This window comes from Pseudomonas sp. H1h (genome assembly GCF_000633255.1).
In the GTDB taxonomy this organism is placed as follows: Bacteria; Pseudomonadota; Gammaproteobacteria; order Pseudomonadales; family Pseudomonadaceae; genus Aquipseudomonas.
In genome coordinates, this window is the sequence record NZ_AYMJ01000008.1 from 198,844 (window position 1) to 216,843 (window position 18,000).

Genomic DNA, 18,000 nt, shown 5'->3' on the forward strand with positions numbered 1-18,000 from the left:
GGGAGTTGGTCTCATGGCGCGCACCGAGGGGTTGTTCACGCCGTTCATCCGTTGACCGGGTGGGTCATCGTTAAGTTTCACCGCCAGCGCACAACGCTTGCAGGCGCAGGTTCAAATTCAAATCGACTGCCCGCTATCGAGCCGGGCCAACAGGTCTTGCCCGCGCTGCCACAGCGCCTGCTGTTTGCTCTGCGGCATGCGATCGAGGTTCTTGTACATCATCGCCATGCGCTGATTGCCGCGCAGCAGCTCACCGTGGCGCATCAGGAAATGCCAGTACAGCGCGTTGAACGGGCAGGCGTTGTCCGCCGTGCTTTCGCTGACTTTATAAGCGCAGCCACGGCAGTAATCAGACATGCGATTGATGTATTGGCCACTGGCGCAATAGGGTTTGGAGCCGAGATAACCGCCATCGGCATGCATGACCATGCCCAGCGTATTGGGCAGCTCCACCCAGTCGAAGGCGTCCATGTAGATTGCCAGATACCACTCGCAGATCTGGCTCGGCGCGATGCCGGCGAGCAAGGCGAAATTACCGGTGACCATCAGCCGCTGAATGTGGTGCGCGTAGGCGTGCTGCAGACTCTGCCCGATGGCCTGACGCATACAGTTCATCTGCGTATCGCCGTTCCAGTAGAACTCGGGCAGCACCCGGCTATTGCCGAAGGAATTGCCCTGCGCATAGTCAGGCATTTTCAGCCAGTACACGCCCCGCACATATTCGCGCCAGCCAATCAGTTGCCGAATGAAACCTTCGGCGGCATTCAGTGGCACGCTCCCGGCCCAATACGCCGACTCCACGTCGCTGCACAGTTGCCGCAAATCCAGCAAACCAATGTTGAGCGCAGCGCTGATGCGCGCATGAAACAGGAACGGCTCATCACTGGCCATGGCGTCCTGATAATCGCCAAACCCCGCCAGGCCATAATCCAGAAAATACGCCCACAGCGCTTGCGCATCGGCGTGGGTGACCGGGTAATTGAAATCGTCGAGCGCGCCGTAGTGATGGCTGAAGCGCGCCTTGACCAGCGCCAACACCTCAAGGGTGATGTCGTCATTGTGGAAGCGGGCCGGGTAGGGGGCTTTCACGCCTTTGGGCAACGCCTTGCGATTCTCGACATCGAAATTCCACGCGCCGCCCACCGGCGAGCCGTCGCCATTGAGCAACAAGCGGCTCTTGCGGCGCATCTCGCGGTAGAAGAACTCCATGCGCAGCTGTTTTTTGCCTTCAGCCCACGCGGCGAACTCCGCGCGACTGCACAGAAAACGCGTGTCGACATGCCAGTGGATCGGCAAGCCACAGTCATTGATCGACTGCTCCAGCCGCCAGTCCCCGCATTCGGTGACGTGCACTTCTTCGGCCTGCAACAGCGCTTGCCAGCGCTGCAATTCACCCGGCACCGAGCCGCTGTTGTGCGGATCGTCCAGGGTGACGTATTCGACGTGCACACCACGCTCTTGCAGTGCCTTGGCGAAATGGCGCATGGCGCTGAAGATCAGGGCAATCTTTTGCGGGTGGTGCGGCACATGGCTGGCTTCTTCCATGACCTCGACCAACAGCACCGTGTCGCGCTCGGCATCGAGCGCCTGCAACGAAGGCAGGTCAAAGGACAGCTGATCGCCCAGCACCAGGCACAAACGGGGAATAACGTTCATTCAGTAAAACTCGGCCTCTGGTCAATCAAGGTCAGTAACGGGTCAGCGGCAACGTCTGCCGGACGGGCGCACCATTGGCGCCGATCACCAGCGCGTGATATCCGTCGCCGAGCGAAGTCATGCGCAACGAAGGATTCATTGGCGTGCTCCGGCAGCCTGACGACGGAAGAACAACGTCACCTGGCCAACCTCTACGCCGAGCTTGGACATGCGGGTGCGGTTGATCAGCGTGTCCTCGTCCATCAAGTACATCCAGTCGTCCATGCTCATTTCGTAGGTCGAGTCATCGACCGGCAGGTTCAGGCGATAACGCCAGTGCAGCGTGTTGCCCGCGAGCTGGCCCTGGGCGACTCCCACCACATCATTCGCGCGACCGCTCCAGCGTCCTCCGCCCTCGGGTGTGAGGGTCCAGACGCGGCGTTGGCGAGTGCCGTCGCTGTACAGGAAGCGCTCGTCGAGAATCAGGTTTTTGCCCTCACGACGGCTGACGATGTTGACCTCGAACCGCTTGACCACCTCACCGCTGCGCTTCTGAAACATCCCCCAGGCTTTGACGGGCTGGCTGAAAAAACGCTGTAAATCGAATGCCGGTTGCTGGTCCGCATAACGGGCGACATCCACGCTGCCGCAGCTCGCAACGCTGAGTACCAGCGTCAGTAACAGCAAAAGTCGGGACATTGCCTTACTCCCTGAGTGCAAAGCTGATGAGGGTGAAATGCCGAACTCTGGTCTTGTACAGTGAGCAGGCTCTGTACATGTTTATCGTCGACCAATGCGCGGCAGAAACGCCTGACGCGCCGACGAGCTTTTGCGAAAGGCACTCAGCATCACCGAGGACGTCATGTTCGAATTCCGCTTCTCTACGCCGCGCTTCGACGTGCCCAAAAGCGCCTTCGCGCTCAGGACTCTGGCCAACACCGACGAGAATTTCACGGTAATGGCAGGCAAGTAGCGGGTTCATTCCGGGTTCTCGCGGCGGTGCCGTGCGTGAAGACCAATCCATAGCTCAAAAGTTATACGTACTTTTGTATCTTGTATAGGTTTTACTCAAGATAGGCTGAAAGAAACCACCTGACAATGAATCGGCAATCTTTTTTGTGCAGATGCGAAAACCTCGCAGCGCGGCGCGCGAGGTTGTTGGTGTAGCGGGGAGGAAAGGGTGCGCTCCCGAGGAAGTGGGAGCGCGGGTGTGCGTCGGGGGATTTATTCGCCGTAGATCGGGTAATCCACATAGCCTTCGGCATTGCCGCCGTAGACCGTGGCCGGGTTCAGGGGATTGAGTGGCCAGTCATTGGCGATGCGCGCCGGCAGGTCCGGGTTGGCCATGAACGGCCGGCCGAACGCCACCAGATCCGCCAGACCCGATTCAAGCAATTGCGCGCCGGACTCGGCGTTGTAGCGCCCGGCATAGATGATCGCGCCACTGAACGTATCCCGCACGGCGCGACGGAAAGTGTGTGGCATCGCCGGCGCATCGTCCCAGTCGGCTTCGGCAATCGAAAGGTAAGCAATGCCCACGTCCTCAAGCACTTTGATCGCTTCAATGTAGGTGGTGTGCGGGTCCTCTTCGACCAGGCCCAGATAGGTGCGCGCTTCGTCTGTGGTGGTGAACAGCGGGGCGAAACGTACGCCAACTCTTTCTTTGCCGATGCACTCGGCGACGCCAGACACCACTTCACGCAGAAACCGCAGGCGATTGTGCAGAGAGCCACCGTACTGATCGGTTCGCACATTGCTGTGAGCGGAAATGAACTGGTTCACCAGATACCCGTTGGCACAGTGCAATTCGATGCCGTCGAAGCCGGCGTCCATGGCATTGCGCGCCGCTTGAATGTAGAGCTGAACCAGTTCCTGAACTTCATCGGTGCTCAGCGCTCGCGGGGTTGATGGCGCAACCAGCTCGCCGGCACCCGGAGCGGTTTCGATAAAAACGCTGACTCGATCGGTGGCGATAGCGGAAGCCGACACCGGCGCCGCGCCATTGGGTTGCAGCGCAATGTGGGATACGCGGCCTACGTGCCACAGCTGAGCGAAAATCACCCCGCCCTCGGCATGCACGGCCTCAGTGACCTGGCGCCAACCGGCAATTTGTTCAGCGGTGTGAATGCCTGGAGTCCAGGCGTAGCCCTGGCCGCGTGGCTCAATCTGCGTGCCTTCAGTGACAAGCAGCCCGGCGCCGGCGCGTTGCTGGTAATACTCGGCCATCAATGCATTGGCAATATTGCCCGGTTGCGAACTGCGCTGGCGGGTGAGGGGAGGCAAGACGATGCGGTTCTTCAAGGTGTGCAGGCCCAAGGTGACGGGGGTGAAGAAAGGGCTGTTTTTCATGTGATTCCTGTTCTGGCCTTATTAGACCAGTCGACTATTAATGCGGTAAAAAAAACACCGTGCAGGACGTGCACGGTGCATGGGACGTTGATTCGCTAGCCGTCAGGCGAGCATTTTCAGCAATTGTTCGGCGACGGCCGCCGAACTCGCAGGGTTTTGACCGGTTACCAGTTGCCCATCAGCGACGACATGAACCTGCCAGTCCGCCACTTTCGAGTAGCGACCGCCGAGACGTTGGAATTCATCCTCGATCAAGAACGGCACGACATCCGTCAGGCCGACTGCCGCTTCTTCAGCATTGGTGAAACCGGTCACGTCTCGGCCCTGAATCAGCGGCTTGCCATCGGCGGCAACCACGTGTCGCAGCACGCCCGGCGCGTGGCAGACGAAACCATGAGGCTTGTTGCTGCGGTCGAAGGCTTCGATCAAGGCGATCGAATGCTGGTCTTCGGCCAGATCCCACAACGGGCCATGACCACCCGGGTAGAAGACGGCATCGAAATCGTCAGCGCTGACCTCCGCCAAAAGCCCGGTATTGGCCAGTGCCTGTTGGGCCGCAGGGTCGTTGCGAAACCGATCGGTTTCGGCGGTTTGCGCACCGGGCTCATCACTTTTCGGATCGAGCGGTGGCTGGCCACCAGCGGGGGAAACCAGAGTGATCTGCGCGCCGGCATCCTTGAAGGCGTAGTAGGGGGCTGCAAACTCTTCGAGCCAGAAGCCGGTTTTCTTGCCGGTGTTACCGAGCTGATCGTGGGAAGTCAGAACCATCAAGATTTTCATAGCGCACCCTGGGTTGGTGTGGTGTCGGTGAAGCTGTTCACGTTCGACACCGTCGGAAGGATTGACGGGGCACAGCATAGAATCCAATTAGACCGGTCGTCTAGTAAATTCTTTCGACCGTGTTTCCGAGTGTTCGCTGTGGCAAACTCCTGCCCATCAGAAATATACGACGGGTCTATTGTTTGGTATTTTGCGCCCCATGAAACCGACCTACGACGACACTCGCCAACACCTGCTCGATACTGGCCACCGGATGATGGCCGAGAGGGGCTTCACCAGCGTTGGCCTGAGCGACATCCTGCAAACCGCCGGCGTGCCCAAGGGCTCGTTCTATCACTACTTCAAATCCAAGGAACTCTACGGCCAGGCTCTGCTCGAGGACTATTTTGTCGGCTACCTTGCCGACATGGAGCGCCGCCTGACACTGCCCGGTCTCAGCGCTTATGAGCGGCTGATGGATTACTGGCAGGGCTGGCAGAACCGCTGCACCCTGGAAGGCCATGGCGATGAATGCCTGGTGGTGAAGTTGAGTGCAGAAGTGGCCGACCTGTCCGAATCGATGCGCCTCACCTTGCGCGACGGCGCCGAACGCATCGTTGCGCGGATCACGACGTGCCTGGAAGAAGGGCAGCTGGATAAAAGTGTGCCGAAGACCGATGCGCGCGAACTGGCCGAAACCCTTTATCAGCTTTGGTTGGGGGCCAGTTTGTTGAACAAGTTGCAGCGCACGGGGCAGTCGCTGCAGACGTCGATGGTGATGACGAAGCGGCTTTTGCAAAGCTGAGCGCACCCACTTCATCGACCCGGATGGCTATGAGCAGGCCGTGTGATCAGCGTCTTCGTGATGCCTAGCCGCTTGCATCAGCTACCGCCAAACCAGTTATAGCCCTGATCTTCCCAGTAGCCACCGGGATAGGTATTGGTGACGAAAATCGCCTGAATGTGTTTCGGGTTCTTGTAGCCCAGCTTGGTCGGCATGCGCAGCTTCATCGGGAAGCCATATTGACGCGGCAGTACGGCGCCGTCGTAAGTCAGCGTGAGTAGCGTTTGCGCATGCAGGGCGGTGGGCATGTCGATACTGGTGTAGTAATCGTCGGCGCATTTGAAGCCGACGTACTTGGCATCGGTGTCGGCGCCAACGCGTTTGAGGAAATCACTGAAGCGTACGCCGCCCCAGCGGCCGATGGCGCTCCAGCCCTCGACGCAAATGTGCCGGGTGATCTGCTCGGTCTGCGCCATCGCCCGCAGCTCCTCGAGCCGCCAACTGTGCTTGTCAGCAACCAGGCCGGTAACTTCCAGACGGTAGCTGTCTTCATCGACGACCGGCGCTTCGTCGATGCCGTAAAAGGCATTGAACGGAAATGGCCGCGTAATCATCGACTCAGGGTAAGTGGGGGCCATGGCGTTGGGGTTGAACAGCCAGCCCTGGACCCTGTCATTGAAGCGCGACATGGACGACAGGGCCGTTTCAACCTGATCGTTATCGGAGATGTTGCAGCCGGACAACATGGCCACGCCGCCGAGGGTCAAGCTACGCAACAGGAAGGCGCGCCTTGAACGATCTTCGATTTGCCGCGAAATGATGTTCCGTGCGTCCTGCAGAATGGCCGATTTATCCAACGCTGGGCGCTTGCTCATACACGCTCCTTGTGGCCGACAATCATGGCCCATAACGTCTTTGGCACCAGTGCGACCATCAGCAGATGCACGGCAATAAACGCCACCAACAGAGACATGGCAATGAAGTGCACATGCCGCGCACTGTCGTAGCCGCCGAGCAGTTCGCGCAGCAACGGAAACTGCACTGACTTCCACAAGACCAACCCGGAAATCACCAGCACCGTCACGTCGAGTATCACAAACAGATACGCCACACGCTGCACGTGGTTGTAATGGCTAATATCGTCATGCCCCAGCCGGCCATGCAGCGCAGACCAAAGGTCATGAAAAAAGCCTTTGGGTGATACAGGAAAAAATCGTCGTGACAACCGACCGCTAAAAACATTGAAAAGCAGGTAGATAAGGCTGACGACGACCAGCAGCCACATCGCCGCGAAATGCCATTGCAGCGCGCCGCCCAGCCAGCCGCCCAAGGTGATCGAATTGGGAAAATCGAAGCCATAAAGAGGCGAGGCGTTGTAGATGCGCCATCCACTGGTGACCATGAGCACTATCGCCAAAGCATTCAGCCAATGGGCGAGCCTCAACCAGGCAGGATGGCTGTTCTGCGTATCGGAACGGGTAGTTTCAGGTGCAGATGACATTGGAGGAGACTCCAAATCCGAACAACGGCATAACCTACTGTCCAGTGTAGACGCTAACCCGAACCACCATGCCTCCCTGCAATGCCATCTCCAGCTAGGCTTGTTAGCTGAGGCGCGAGGTGAGGAGGTGGTTATGCCAGTGGCGAAAACAGCGCTTGTCCTGGCCGGTGGTGGCAGCCTGGGCGCGGTTCAGGTCGGGATGTTACAGGCGCTGGTTGAGGCTGACGTCGTATTCGACCTGGTGGTTGGCGCGTCGGTCGGCGCCATTAACGGTGCCTACTTCGCCGCCAGACCGAATGCCAAAGGCGTGAGCGAACTTGCGGACTTCTGGCGCAGCCTGCGCAAGTCGGATGTGTTCCCTTTCTCTGCGCTCGACACCCTCAAGGGCATTCTGAATCGTCGCGGGCACTTGCTGAGTGCATCCGCCTTGCACCGTTTAGTGAGCAGATCCCTGCCGGTCAAACGGATCGAAGACACCGAGTTACCACTTTATATCGTCACCACCAATCTGCTCAGCGGTGCCGAGGAGCTACTATCCAGCGGCAGCGCCGAACAGGCACTGCTCGCCAGCGCGGCGATTCCGCTGGTGTTTCCCAGCGTGCGAGTCGGAGAAAAATTTTTGGTCGACGGCGGCGTCAGCAGCAACACACCGATCGCCAGTGCGGTGGCATTGGGCGCAACACGGGTTCTGGTGCTGCCCACCGGGTTCGGTTGTGCCTGCCCCTGTCCGCCCACTGGACTCGTTGCGCTGGCCTTGCACACGCTCAACTTGATGAGCATGCGTCAACTGGTGCGTGACATCGAGCTGTACCGTGCACGTGCAGCCATCCATGTGGTCCCGCCGCTGTGCCCACTGGACGCTTCAGTGTTCGACTTCAACCAGACAGACCAACTGCTGCAACGGGCTTATCAGTCAACTCAGACCTGGATGGAGGAGGGCGGATTGATCCGCGACGGAATACCCGATTCGCTGCTGGCGCATACTCATCATTTTGCTGATGAGTGATCTCGGAATCACCCAGCGACCGTCGTCGCGAGGTGTTCGCCAATAAAGAGGCGTTGGCTGCTGATGACTGCATTCCCGTCGGGAATGCAGTACATGAAATCGACCGAGGCAAGATGAGTTAGTCAGCCATCACTTCGTCGAGTGCCTGCTCAAGCAGGCTGACCGTACGTTCGATATTCTGCAGCTTCTCGAGTCCGAACAGCCCGATGCGGAAAGTCTGGAAGTCGGCCGGTTCGTCGCATTGCAGCGGTACTCCGGCGGCGATCTGCAGGCCGTGCTCGGCAAATTTCTTGCCGTTCTTGATGTCGCGATCCTCGGTGTAGCTCACCACGACGCCGGGAGCCTGAAAACCGGCAGCAGCCACGCTTTTGAAGCCTTTGCCGGTCAACAGGGCGCGTACATGATCACCCAGCGCCTGTTGTTCGTCGCGGATCTTGTCGAAACCGTAGGCTTGCGTCTCTTTCATCACATCGTTGAACCGCGCGAGGGAATCGCTGGGCATGGTCGCGTGGTAGGCATGGCCGCCCTGTTCGTAGGCCTGCATGATCTGCAGCCACTTTTTCAGGTCGCAGGCGAAGCTGCTGCTTTGCGTCTGTTCGATGCGTTCGAGGGCCCGCGCACTGAACATCACCAGGGCGCAGCAAGGGGAGGCGCTCCAGCCTTTCTGCGGCGCGCTGATCAGCAGGTCGATTGCGCATTTGTGCATATCAACCCAAATCGTGCCCGAGGCGATGCAGTCCAGCACAAACAGACCGCCCACCGCATGCACGGCGTCGCCAACCGCCCGCAAGTACTCGTCGGGCAGGATGATCCCGGATGAAGTTTCAACGTGGGGCGCGAAGACTATCTGAGGCTTATGTGCCGCAATGGCTGCCAGCACTTCGTCCAGAGGAGGCGGGGCATAGGCCGCGTGGCGATCGGTGTCGACCGGTCGGGCCTTGAGCACCGTGGTGGCCGCCGGAATGTTGCCCATCTCAAGGATCTGGCTCCAGCGATAACTGAACCAGCCGTTACGTATCACCAGGCATGGCTGGCCGGTGGCGAACTGCCGCGCCACCGCTTCCATGCCGAAAGTGCCGCTGCCCGGGACCACCGCAACCGCTTCGGCGTTGTAGACCTGTTTCAGGGTCTTGGAAATGTTCTTCATCACGCCTTGGAAGGATTGCGACATGTGGTTGAGCGAGCGGTCGGTGTAGACCACCGAGTACTCGACCAGTCCCTCAGGATCGATACCGGGATAGAGCTTTGACATGGCGGAACTCCTTTGGCAGAGATGTAGTGGTATCGACCCTGCCTCAAGCCGTGGCAAATGACAAGGTTGCCCGGCTGGTCAGCACTTGCGTTCAATCACAGCGGCACAAGACGAGAAGGGAACAGTGATGCACAATCATTCTCCAGCCGGATCAATGTGTTTATCGACTTTCTGATCGAGACGCTCGGTCCGGCGGCCACAACCAAGCGATGTGAACAATGAATCGTCCGCTGTTTGTTTCTCTCGATGGGCCCAAGGGCACCGGTAAAACCACACTGCTGGAGGCGGTTACAAAGACACTGAGGGCAGCCAACAAGAAAGTCATCAGGCTTTGCGAGAGAAAAAGCGATCCTTTTCGGGGTGAAACCATGGCCCTGATAAACACGCTTGCCAGAAATCCTTCGGCGGATCTGGAATGGGCTGTGTGCCAGCGCCTGGCTGATAGCCGTCGCTGGATCTCCCGTCACGTACTGACGAAGCAACCGTTGGACAGCATTGTCCTGATCGATCGCTGGTATCCGTCTGATGCCGCGTTTCGCCAAACCATCCCGTTTGCCGAGATTCTCCAGTTGAACCTGGACCGAGACGTGCGAGTGCCGGACCTGCATGTCGGCGTCGTTACTGATCCGGATATTTCATGGGCAAGGGCTGCGGCGCGATCTCGAGGATTAGGCGGCACTGTGATCCAACAGCATGCAGAACATGTGGCGTGTACGGTGATGTTCGAGCAAGCGGTCAAGGAACATGGTTGGGTTCTATGCCGTAACGAGGGAACGATTGAAGACGCTACGATGCAGGTGGTTTCTGAGATCTACAGGGTGCTGGTGTGATCGTTGGAATGGAGACAAGTGTCGTCGGTGATCTTCTGAATTGAGAATTCACCAACGTTAGAACGGGGGTTATAGGTTATTTAGGTTCACTAGATATGAGAAGCTTTTGCATTAGTTTTGAGAGTTAGCTCCAAACGAGTCTTCAGAATCGAGGCGTAGCGCTGGCAATAGGTCGGATAGCTGATGCGCTACCGCGCTTCAGGTTCATCCAAGCGTGTATAAATCGGCAGAGCAGTGCTGGCTTTTTGCTAGTGAGCGGTGCGGCTGTGCGCTAGAGTGGCGGTGCCGTTGTCACCTTCAAAAGGATGTGTTTGATTCATGCGCGCCGCTTCGTCCATCGCCAAAGACAATTTCAAACTCGTTGAATCGACCCTCAAGGATGCCACTGAAGAGATGGCATTAGCCGTGCGACAAGCACAGGACAGACGTGATCGATTGCCGCTGGTGCAATCCACGACTGAGGTCACCGCACTCGACAATTACCTGCGGCCAGCCACGCAAGCGATGCAGCGGGCCGAACAACACCTTCTGGCCATCGAGGCTGAAAGCCGTTGGGGCAAGCCCATCGCGAAGTTTCAGGCTAAGAGGGTGGTTGCTGCGGCTGCGCAGTTTCTGGCCGAGCAGCAAGGCATCGCCGCGAGTGTCAGCGAAACGGCGCTTCGCGCGCGACAGGTCGCTATGCACAATGACCACGTTGCCGAAGTGGCGCGGCAGCGCCAGCAACTCGGTCAGACGATTGATCATGGTACACAGTGGCTGACGTCGAGCAGAAATCTACAAGCACAGTTGAGCCTGTTGAAACAGACGCTGTGGCGCCATGGCTGGGTTAGCGCTAACACCGCGGCGGTGCTTGAGCAAATGCATCATCAACTGGTGCAACACGACGTCTTTACGGCGTTCGAGGAAGGCAAAAAGCTGATTTTTCAGGTGATGCCTGCCCCGCAGACACTCGCAGAATGGGGGGGAGAAGCCCAAAGCTTTCTGAAGCAAGCGCGCAGCGAAGGCGCGGTAGGGTTCACGGCATTGGCCTCTTTCGGCGCCATCGTGAGCGATGCCACAGCGCTGGTACTGGCAGGTTGCACCTCGTCTGTTCGAAAAGCCGTGCTGCAAGACCAGGAACCGGTGGATCGCTGGTACCACCTAGCGGACCAATTAACCCGCCCTGAACAGGTCGTGCACTGGCTGCAATGGGCGGTGTACTGGGCCTGTTTTCAAACCGCTCAACGGTTTGCCAAGGACATGTCACTGGCCGAGGCGCACGAGGAGCATTCTACAGGCGCCTTTCTGCACAGCTTCCGCTCGGAAGTTGAGCGATGGGCGGGTCCGAAGATCGACGCCATGGGTTTTCCGCAGGTGACGTCTTTCATGGGAACGCTGGCGTTGGGTGGAACTGCGGCCGAAGCCCGCCTGGGGGCGGATTTCGGCATTATCGTGGAAATTAATGTCGGCGGGCTGGTAGTGCGTAAGGTCGCCTTGGTACAGGGCAAGGTCAGCAAAAACGGTATAGCGGACATTGGCAGCCCACCCAGCGGCCCGCTAAAGCTCACCCAGTTACAAAAACTGAATGACCCTCAGCGAGACTTTTATGTGTTTTACCACCGTGGATTGCGCCAAGCGAGTGTCCCCTGGCCGACGCTGAACCGTGTGAGCACATTGGTCTCGCCGGCCACTGATTTCAAAGCTGGGTCCATCAAGGTTCCGACCCGCGAACGCGGTTGGGACTGGCCCGCTTTCATTGCTTTTGGTTTGTGCAGCGATACCAGTGGTGTAGGGCGCCTGCTCAAAGACGATGAAGACGCTCTGGATGTTCTGAGCGGTGGCCATCGCCAGCTTCTCCCCAGTCGACTGATCGTGGTAGCAGCGGGGGGCGGGGACTACAGCCTGGATCTTCAGCAGCGAGTACATCAGCATTACGCCGATCTTGGTACCAACTATCAACGCGCCATGGAGAAGGATGACGGGCCTGAAATGAGAGGGCCAAGCTGACAGTTTGGGCTCACACGGAGCATACCCGACTGATTTCAGACTCATTAAACCGCCGGACTTGGGCGATCAGGGGCGAACCTGAGCATCTCAACCGGCAGACGCCACCGCGGGAACAGGGAGAGCGCCTTGGGCGTGAAGATCAGCTTCGACAATGAATTGGCCGTTGCCAGCATCCCGCTGGCCGGTTGGGCTCCGCCGCTGGTCGAGCACCTGGCACGTTACTTTGATGTGCGCGAGGGCATACTTCGGCTGGATTATGCTCACTTGTCTGCCGAGAACACCCGCGTTGAGTGGGATTGGCTGGTAACGTCGACCACCGAACGCGAGAACTTTACGGTCAAGTTCGATCACGCTGCACGGCAGGGTGCCATAACACTGACCCTTGCCATCCTCGGGCACGGCTCCACCGGGATCCAAGGTTCATCGTCCATCTTGGACAAGGATGCCTACGGGGGGGCAGGAGCGGCCTTCAGGATGGACGCGCTTGAAGTCGAATCTCGGGCCTTGCGCGAAATTATCACGGCGGCGATCGCGCCCCGTGAGATATGGGTGCGTTGGCTGCTTGATGCTCAATCCTCTGATCGGTCTCGGTTTTTGGACGATCGGGAGATCATGGCGGCCCTGGTGGCCAGTGTATCGGCGGATGATTGCTTCGGTGGCCTTCAACTGGTCGCCCCCGGTCAGGGTGAAAATGGCTGGGCTTTCGAGCAACTGGTCGAACAGCATTGGCAGTATATACGCGCCTGTCTGGAGGCCAGTGTCGATTCAGGCTCCAATGTGCCTGATGTCGTCTTCTTGCTGTATGCGCATTCACCGAAGGTGCAGGCGTCACGATGGGCCTGCGAGCTGGTTCTTAATCGAGTCGATCCAAGAGCGTTTCCTCGACTGGTCCAGCATTGCCACACGATCGTGGCGGACGACGTGCGCAGTCTGTTCCTGCGCTGGCATTTCCATCCCCATACAAAAAAGAAAAACGACGTCAGGGAATGCGTCGGCCAAGCCTACTCGACGCTGGCTAGGTTAATGACGGACGCCATGCCTTCGGACCTTGCGCTTGCCGCAGTTTGGCACGAGGTCGGAGACCCGCCGCGCGCCGGACAGCAAAGCGTTGCCGCAAGCCTCAAAGAGTTGCCATCCGGGGGGTGGGACCGCGAGGCGTTGTGGAGCCAACTGGGACCTGCCGCTCGCGAGGCCTGGCGACAGGATCTTTTCGACCAAGTGACGGGGGAGCCGGAGCTGGCTAAAGGTTTGCTCCATTTTGCCTGCCTTTGGCTCGAGCAGACGGCGTTCGGAGAAATCGAGCCGGTGCTTCTGCGATTGATGGATGACGAGGAACACCTGGCTTTTGCGGACTGGCTCGCCAGCGCCGATCCGAGGCAGTTGCAATTGAGGGCGAAGGGGCTGATACGGTCCAAGCAGGGGGCACTGGATCTGGACGGTCCAGTGGATCAAAGCGAGGACGCCACTGCGCTGCCCAGTGTCGGCGCCCGAACCTGGTTAGGCGACCCGTCCGTGGAGCGCGTCATCCATAGGGCGCTCAGCCAGATCGAGGAAAAGTTTTGCCGCGAGTATTCGGCGAGTTGGGGAGAGGACGAGGAAGCTCATACTGCGCGCCTCCTGACCCTGACCCAGGAGGCCGCTAGCAACGCCAGCCGCCAGTTGCGCCAGCTCTCGTCCACGACGCGGGCGACGTACCCGACCCTGTCGGTGACGGTGCGTCAGCCCAGCAAGCGGGAAGAAGGGGCTAGCACGGCTGCCGGTGTCCCTCTGGCGGCGGACGTGCTGTTCCTGACCCGTATTGTCGACGAGGACAAAACGGTGATCCAGCGGGCCACTCTTGTGCAAGTGAAAAAGCGCAGCGGCACTGGGTCGGGGAAGGCTTTCAGTTCGACGATAGGCATCGACCTGCGGCAATGCGAGGACATGCTCACTCAGTCAGAGCACGCCTATTACCTCTTTGCGACACCGGTTTCGCTGCGCCCAACGCTCTGGGTTGCCCCGGCCCGGCTGGTCAGAAACTTGACCCAACTGCACACGAGCAAAGCCTCGATCGTGGCGATGCAGGTGCGAGACGCTAGCTGCTCCTATGCGGATTTCTTCCTGCACGAACTGGTCGGTCTGTGGGCAGGCGACGAACTGGAGGGCATCGTCGCCGTCGCCAATGGTGATCCCCGACTTGGAAGAACGCCTCGCCACATCGTCGACATCGAGGTTCGCCGCCAACCGAATGGATAGGCCCGGCAGTGAGCCGTAGTGCCATTACATTCCGCCCCGACTCCCATAGGCCGAAAAGAACGCGGGTTGGTGATGGAAATATCCATTTGTCACAATATTCATTTTGGAGCCACCGTCGCTAAGCACTGTGTACTGAGCTCTTGATGAAGGAAATAACATACCAAACTGAGCTCACGCGAGCGAGTGTCCGTGCTCGGTTGCACTGCAATCAGACGCCCGCTGCTTGTTGAATATCTTGTGATTGGCGCTGCTGGCGGTGAGGCGGCCTTAAGGATGCTCGAACTGTCGATGAAGAGTCGCCCCAATTAAGCCTTCTCCGGGCATTAAAAAATGCTAAAGCACTTTTCCGTTCTGGGCTCCGTGGACGACTGCTTTCGGCCAATAGCTGCCATTCCGGACAGGCGGCAATCGACCCAAAGCGGACAGTCGCGACTTGCAGTAGTTAACCAAAAGCGGACTTTGCGAATACTTTAAATAAATCTGTGCCCTTATCGCTGTTTCGACATCGACGCTCGAACGGTTAGCAAACTGCCTAGGGCGCACCTGCTCGTCGTGTTTACGCAGCGCCTCGGTATCGAGCTTAGCCGTCCGGGCATTGACACGTTGATTTGCCTCCATCTGCTCAGCTACGTGATATAGCCACCGACGGCATTCCTGCCCCGACGAGCATCGCCCTCTCCAGGTAACGATATTCCCAGCCTTGCAATGAACTCTCGAAGGCCTGTCACTAGATCTGGCTTCATCCCATCACCTTCTCCATGGCAAAAGTGAATTCGCGTCCTTCACGCATTATTCGTTTTTTTGAGAGTTCTACTAGACAACCATCATTCACCCATCTAGCTTCTAGGTAGTGGCTTTTTGCCAAAAAAACAAAATTTGCTACAAAGTCATTTTATCAATCGAATTAAGTGCCTCAATTTCAGATGATAGAGGCATTTCACCAAGCTGGATTTTTTTGTATTTGAGGAGCGAAGATTGAAGAAAATTGACCTCCATATGCATACCATCTCCACAATCAGCGACTCATACTTCGAATTCTCACTAGAGAAACTTAAAGAATATGTTGAGATAGCAGAGTTAGATGCTATCGCCATAACGAATCATGATATTTTTGATCTTGCTCAGTTTAATGAAATTTGTGAAGCACTAAACTGCGCTGTCTTTCCCGGCATTGAGATAAACTTAGACGCCGGGCACCTCCTTCTAATTTCAGAAAACCATGACCTTGAAGGCTTTCAACTTAAGGCGAATGAAGTAGCCAAGAACGTGGTAGCAATCGGCGACTCAATCAATGTCGATGATTTGATACGAATTTTTGGTGACCTTAACAATTATTTGCTGATCCCCCATTATGAAAAGAAGCCAAGTCTTCACGCAGAAACTATTAAAAGACTTAAGGATGTAATCTCTGCAGGTGAAGTCGACAGTCCTAAAAAATTTGTTCGCATGTCAAAAGATGAAACCGAATTTACACCAGTAATCTTCAGCGACATGCGATTTTACGTGGGGATGACTAAATTCCCAACAAGGCAGACTTACATCGATTGCGGGGATATATCATTAAAATCGTTGAAGTTTGCCTTGCGCGACAGGAGCAAGGTGTCTCTTTCAAAGCTTGATGGTAATTCAATTTTCCAAGTATTTGAGGATGGGCAATGTCTTTCAACTGGCCTAAATGTAATTCTTGGCGCTAGATCTTCGGGAAAAACCGAAACCTTAACCCAGATAAACAATAGCTGCGAAAACGTAAAATACATCGCTCAATTCTCTCTTGTACAAAGAGACGATGCCAACTATGAAAAAGAATTCAATGCAGATGTAACGCGCAAGAAAAGTATTTTTTCAGACAAGCACCTAGCTCCCTTCAAAACGGTATTAGACGATGTATTGAGTATCGATACTGAAACCAACAAACGAAGAGTCGCAGATTACTTAGACACTCTAATGAAATCGGCCGAAGAGGCACAGAAATTTGATTCATTTTCCAAAGCCTCGTTATTCAATGAAACCTTGTTCGATTTAGGTGAACACACATCGCTCAACGAACTTGTCGGCTCAGTAAGGCAGCTGATAGAAAATATTGAATTTAGAGATGTCATAGACAGGTATATCGATACAAACGCCCTAAAGGCACTGGCCTGCGAATTAATAGTCATCTTGTGGTCCAGAGCCTACGAGAGAAAAAAGAAAAGCTTGGTGAATGACATTATTCGCGAGATTAAAAGCAAACTCCAACTAAAGACCTCAGCAACTCAAATCAAAGATGTTGACCTTTATCGAGTCATGTTCGAACACAAGAAACTTCTGAAGTTTAGCGAAATCGCCAAGCTGCTTCAGGAAGAGAAAACAATATATCAAGAAAGCTTTCAAGGGTTTAAGATCGTCTGTAAACAACGTGCGTTTCAAGGTCCAGGTGAAATCAAAAATGTTAGCGGCCAAAAGGTTGCTTTTAGTGATGCATTCAGAGATTACGTACATCCGGCAAAATACCTCTCCAGCTTGAAAGCAAACGAAGCATTCACTCCTTCAGAGTTTTATAAATATTTTGCATGCATTGAGTATGAAATTTTGAATAAAGATGGCTTTAAGGTTTCTGGCGGAGAGCGTTCTGAATTTAGACTATTGCAAGAAATAAAGGATGCTCAAAACTTTGACTATTTACTTATCGACGAGCCAGAGTCTTCATTTGACAATCTCTTCCTAAAGAGTGAAGTCAATCAGATGCTCAAGGAAATATCAAAAAGCATGCCGGTAGTTATTGTAACTCACAATAGTGTCGTAGGTGCATCCATCAAAGCCGACTACATAATCTATACTGCCAAAGAACTTGAAGAGGAAAAGATAATATATAGAAGATATTCTGGGCATCCTTCGAGCAGAGAATTAATTTCAACCGACGGTAAAAAAATTAATAACTTTAAAGTCACCATGGACTCTCTGGAAGCAGGCGAATCCGCTTACATGGAAAGAAAGGCAGGATATGAAAATATTAAAAATTGAAAAAAGCCAAGGATACTATCTAGACGCCGAAGGAAGTTACGAAACCATTGATAAAATTGATAAGTCTGTCTTATTGTCACTCGTCAACCTAGCTCTTTCCGACGATTTTGAAATTGATGAGTACAATGAAGAAAATCTAAAAAACCAAGCTCACCAAATAATTTACAAAAGCATCAGCAGCAAACTAATAGATTTGCATCGAAGGCGAAATCAATTTCGTGACGAGTCCGAGCGACTATATCTAGAAGAGTACGAAAAATACAAGGCTTGACCGTGCCAGATTTGTCTCATTGCAAAGTTATTTTTTAAAAAGCGCGGCGCTATGCGCCGCGACTCCAATAGAGGCATTGCAGTAAAATTACAGATTTGTATCTTCTGGCCATAAAGAACAAGCTCCATGTTTAGGACTTATTTTGGTTCTTCGCCTATATCTTGGCCCACCCGCTGCCTCGCCAACTCATGCAATACCTCACCAAGGGGTTTCTGAATCGCACCGAAGATAGCCCTCTTGCGCCTCTTCGGAATGAAGACGACGTGACACTTACTGTCCCACTTCGTGTAAGCAAGGCTCCATTTCGTTTAACCGATCTCTTAGTAGTGACAGAAGGTTTCCGATGACCGCATCACACGATCAAATCTCAAGAAGTACCCCGGCTTAGCCGG

Annotated in this window: 14 protein-coding genes; 7 read left to right on the forward strand and 7 right to left on the reverse strand. The window is 55.5% G+C overall.

The genetic code is table 11. From position 1 onward, the window contains the following. Positions 1-117 precede the first annotated feature (117 nt). The 4 genes from U862_RS0106860 to U862_RS0106885 all read right to left on the reverse strand — a co-directional run bounded on the left by U862_RS0106860 (position 118) and on the right by U862_RS0106885 (position 4,764). A complete protein-coding gene (locus U862_RS0106860; protein WP_025109700.1) occupies positions 118-1,656 on the reverse strand; it encodes a cryptochrome/photolyase family protein in 1,539 nt (512 codons plus the stop codon). A gap of 135 nt (positions 1,657-1,791) precedes the next feature. Next, positions 1,792-2,334: a DUF3833 domain-containing protein gene (locus U862_RS0106870; protein ID WP_025109701.1), complete on the reverse strand. Its 543-nt coding sequence runs from the start codon at positions 2,332-2,334 to the stop codon at positions 1,792-1,794. A gap of 525 nt (positions 2,335-2,859) precedes the next feature. Beyond that, a complete protein-coding gene (locus U862_RS0106880; RefSeq protein ID WP_025109702.1) occupies positions 2,860-3,984 on the reverse strand; it encodes an alkene reductase in 1,125 nt (374 codons plus the stop codon). Positions 3,985-4,086: 102 nt separating this feature from the next. Further along, the gene (locus tag U862_RS0106885) at positions 4,087-4,764 is read right to left on the reverse strand and encodes a type 1 glutamine amidotransferase domain-containing protein (RefSeq protein ID WP_025109703.1); all 678 of its coding nucleotides are present in this window, start codon (positions 4,762-4,764) and stop codon (positions 4,087-4,089) included. A 199-nt stretch (positions 4,765-4,963) separates the two neighbouring features. On the opposite strand from U862_RS0106885, the gene U862_RS0106890 reads away from it, so the two are divergent. Beyond that, on the forward strand, positions 4,964-5,548 hold the full coding sequence (locus U862_RS0106890; RefSeq protein WP_025109704.1) for a TetR/AcrR family transcriptional regulator: 585 nt from the start codon (positions 4,964-4,966) through the stop codon (positions 5,546-5,548). 77 nt (positions 5,549-5,625) lie between these two features. Here U862_RS0106890 and U862_RS0106895 read toward each other — a convergent pair whose 3' ends face one another. Next, on the reverse strand, positions 5,626-6,402 hold the full coding sequence (locus U862_RS0106895) for a molybdopterin-dependent oxidoreductase (RefSeq protein ID WP_025109705.1): 777 nt from the start codon (positions 6,400-6,402) through the stop codon (positions 5,626-5,628). Next, positions 6,399-7,028 (reverse strand): cytochrome b/b6 domain-containing protein, encoded by a 630-nt coding sequence (locus U862_RS0106900; RefSeq protein ID WP_025109706.1) that lies wholly within the window; start codon positions 7,026-7,028, stop codon positions 6,399-6,401. The genes U862_RS0106895 and U862_RS0106900 overlap by 4 nt, the downstream gene beginning before the upstream one ends. Before the next feature lie 133 nt (positions 7,029-7,161). Between U862_RS0106900 and U862_RS0106905 the strand changes: the two genes are divergently transcribed. Beyond that, positions 7,162-8,034 (forward strand): patatin-like phospholipase family protein, encoded by an 873-nt coding sequence (locus U862_RS0106905; RefSeq protein ID WP_025109707.1) that lies wholly within the window; start codon positions 7,162-7,164, stop codon positions 8,032-8,034. A 118-nt stretch (positions 8,035-8,152) separates the two neighbouring features. On the opposite strand, the gene U862_RS0106910 is transcribed toward U862_RS0106905, so the two are convergent. Next, on the reverse strand, positions 8,153-9,286 hold the full coding sequence (locus U862_RS0106910) for an aminotransferase class V-fold PLP-dependent enzyme (RefSeq protein WP_025109708.1): 1,134 nt from the start codon (positions 9,284-9,286) through the stop codon (positions 8,153-8,155). A gap of 218 nt (positions 9,287-9,504) precedes the next feature. Here U862_RS0106910 and U862_RS0106915 point away from each other — a divergent pair, with 218 nt between their 5' ends. The 5 genes from U862_RS0106915 to U862_RS0106935 all read left to right on the forward strand — a co-directional run bounded on the left by U862_RS0106915 (position 9,505) and on the right by U862_RS0106935 (position 17,608). Further along, on the forward strand, positions 9,505-10,116 hold the full coding sequence (locus U862_RS0106915) for a dTMP kinase (RefSeq protein WP_025109709.1): 612 nt from the start codon (positions 9,505-9,507) through the stop codon (positions 10,114-10,116). Between the two features lie 318 nt (positions 10,117-10,434). Next, positions 10,435-12,102, forward strand: coding sequence for a hypothetical protein (locus tag U862_RS0106920; protein WP_025109710.1), 1,668 nt, complete (start codon positions 10,435-10,437; stop codon positions 12,100-12,102). A gap of 126 nt (positions 12,103-12,228) precedes the next feature. Then, positions 12,229-14,337, forward strand: coding sequence for a hypothetical protein (locus U862_RS0106925; protein WP_025109711.1), 2,109 nt, complete (start codon positions 12,229-12,231; stop codon positions 14,335-14,337). A gap of 975 nt (positions 14,338-15,312) precedes the next feature. Beyond that, positions 15,313-17,337 carry a phosphotransferase gene (locus tag U862_RS0106930; protein ID WP_025109712.1) on the forward strand — a complete coding sequence of 675 codons (2,025 nt, stop codon included), beginning with the start codon at positions 15,313-15,315 and terminating at the stop codon, positions 17,335-17,337. Continuing rightward, positions 17,318-17,608 (forward strand): hypothetical protein, encoded by a 291-nt coding sequence (locus U862_RS0106935; protein ID WP_025109713.1) that lies wholly within the window; start codon positions 17,318-17,320, stop codon positions 17,606-17,608. The genes U862_RS0106930 and U862_RS0106935 overlap by 20 nt, the downstream gene beginning before the upstream one ends. Positions 17,609-18,000: the final 392 nt, after the last annotated feature.

What these genes read in the sequence shown, in the direction of transcription:
- U862_RS0106885 (WP_025109703.1), bottom strand. Translation starts at nt 4,764, where the DNA reads ATGAAAATCTTGATGGTTCTGACTTCCCACGATCAGCTCGGTAACACC.
- U862_RS0106890 (WP_025109704.1), top strand. Translation starts at nt 4,964, where the DNA reads ATGAAACCGACCTACGACGACACTCGCCAACACCTGCTCGATACTGGC.
- U862_RS0106860 (WP_025109700.1), bottom strand. Translation starts at nt 1,656, where the DNA reads ATGAACGTTATTCCCCGTTTGTGCCTGGTGCTGGGCGATCAGCTGTCC.
- U862_RS0106870 (WP_025109701.1), bottom strand. Translation starts at nt 2,334, where the DNA reads ATGTCCCGACTTTTGCTGTTACTGACGCTGGTACTCAGCGTTGCGAGC.
- U862_RS0106880 (WP_025109702.1), bottom strand. Translation starts at nt 3,984, where the DNA reads ATGAAAAACAGCCCTTTCTTCACCCCCGTCACCTTGGGCCTGCACACC.
- U862_RS0106915 (WP_025109709.1), top strand. Translation starts at nt 9,505, where the DNA reads ATGAATCGTCCGCTGTTTGTTTCTCTCGATGGGCCCAAGGGCACCGGT.
- U862_RS0106895 (WP_025109705.1), bottom strand. Translation starts at nt 6,402, where the DNA reads ATGAGCAAGCGCCCAGCGTTGGATAAATCGGCCATTCTGCAGGACGCA.
- U862_RS0106910 (WP_025109708.1), bottom strand. Translation starts at nt 9,286, where the DNA reads ATGTCAAAGCTCTATCCCGGTATCGATCCTGAGGGACTGGTCGAGTAC.
- U862_RS0106920 (WP_025109710.1), top strand. Translation starts at nt 10,435, where the DNA reads ATGCGCGCCGCTTCGTCCATCGCCAAAGACAATTTCAAACTCGTTGAA.
- U862_RS0106900 (WP_025109706.1), bottom strand. Translation starts at nt 7,028, where the DNA reads ATGTCATCTGCACCTGAAACTACCCGTTCCGATACGCAGAACAGCCAT.
- U862_RS0106935 (WP_025109713.1), top strand. Translation starts at nt 17,318, where the DNA reads ATGAAAATATTAAAAATTGAAAAAAGCCAAGGATACTATCTAGACGCC.
- U862_RS0106905 (WP_025109707.1), top strand. Translation starts at nt 7,162, where the DNA reads ATGCCAGTGGCGAAAACAGCGCTTGTCCTGGCCGGTGGTGGCAGCCTG.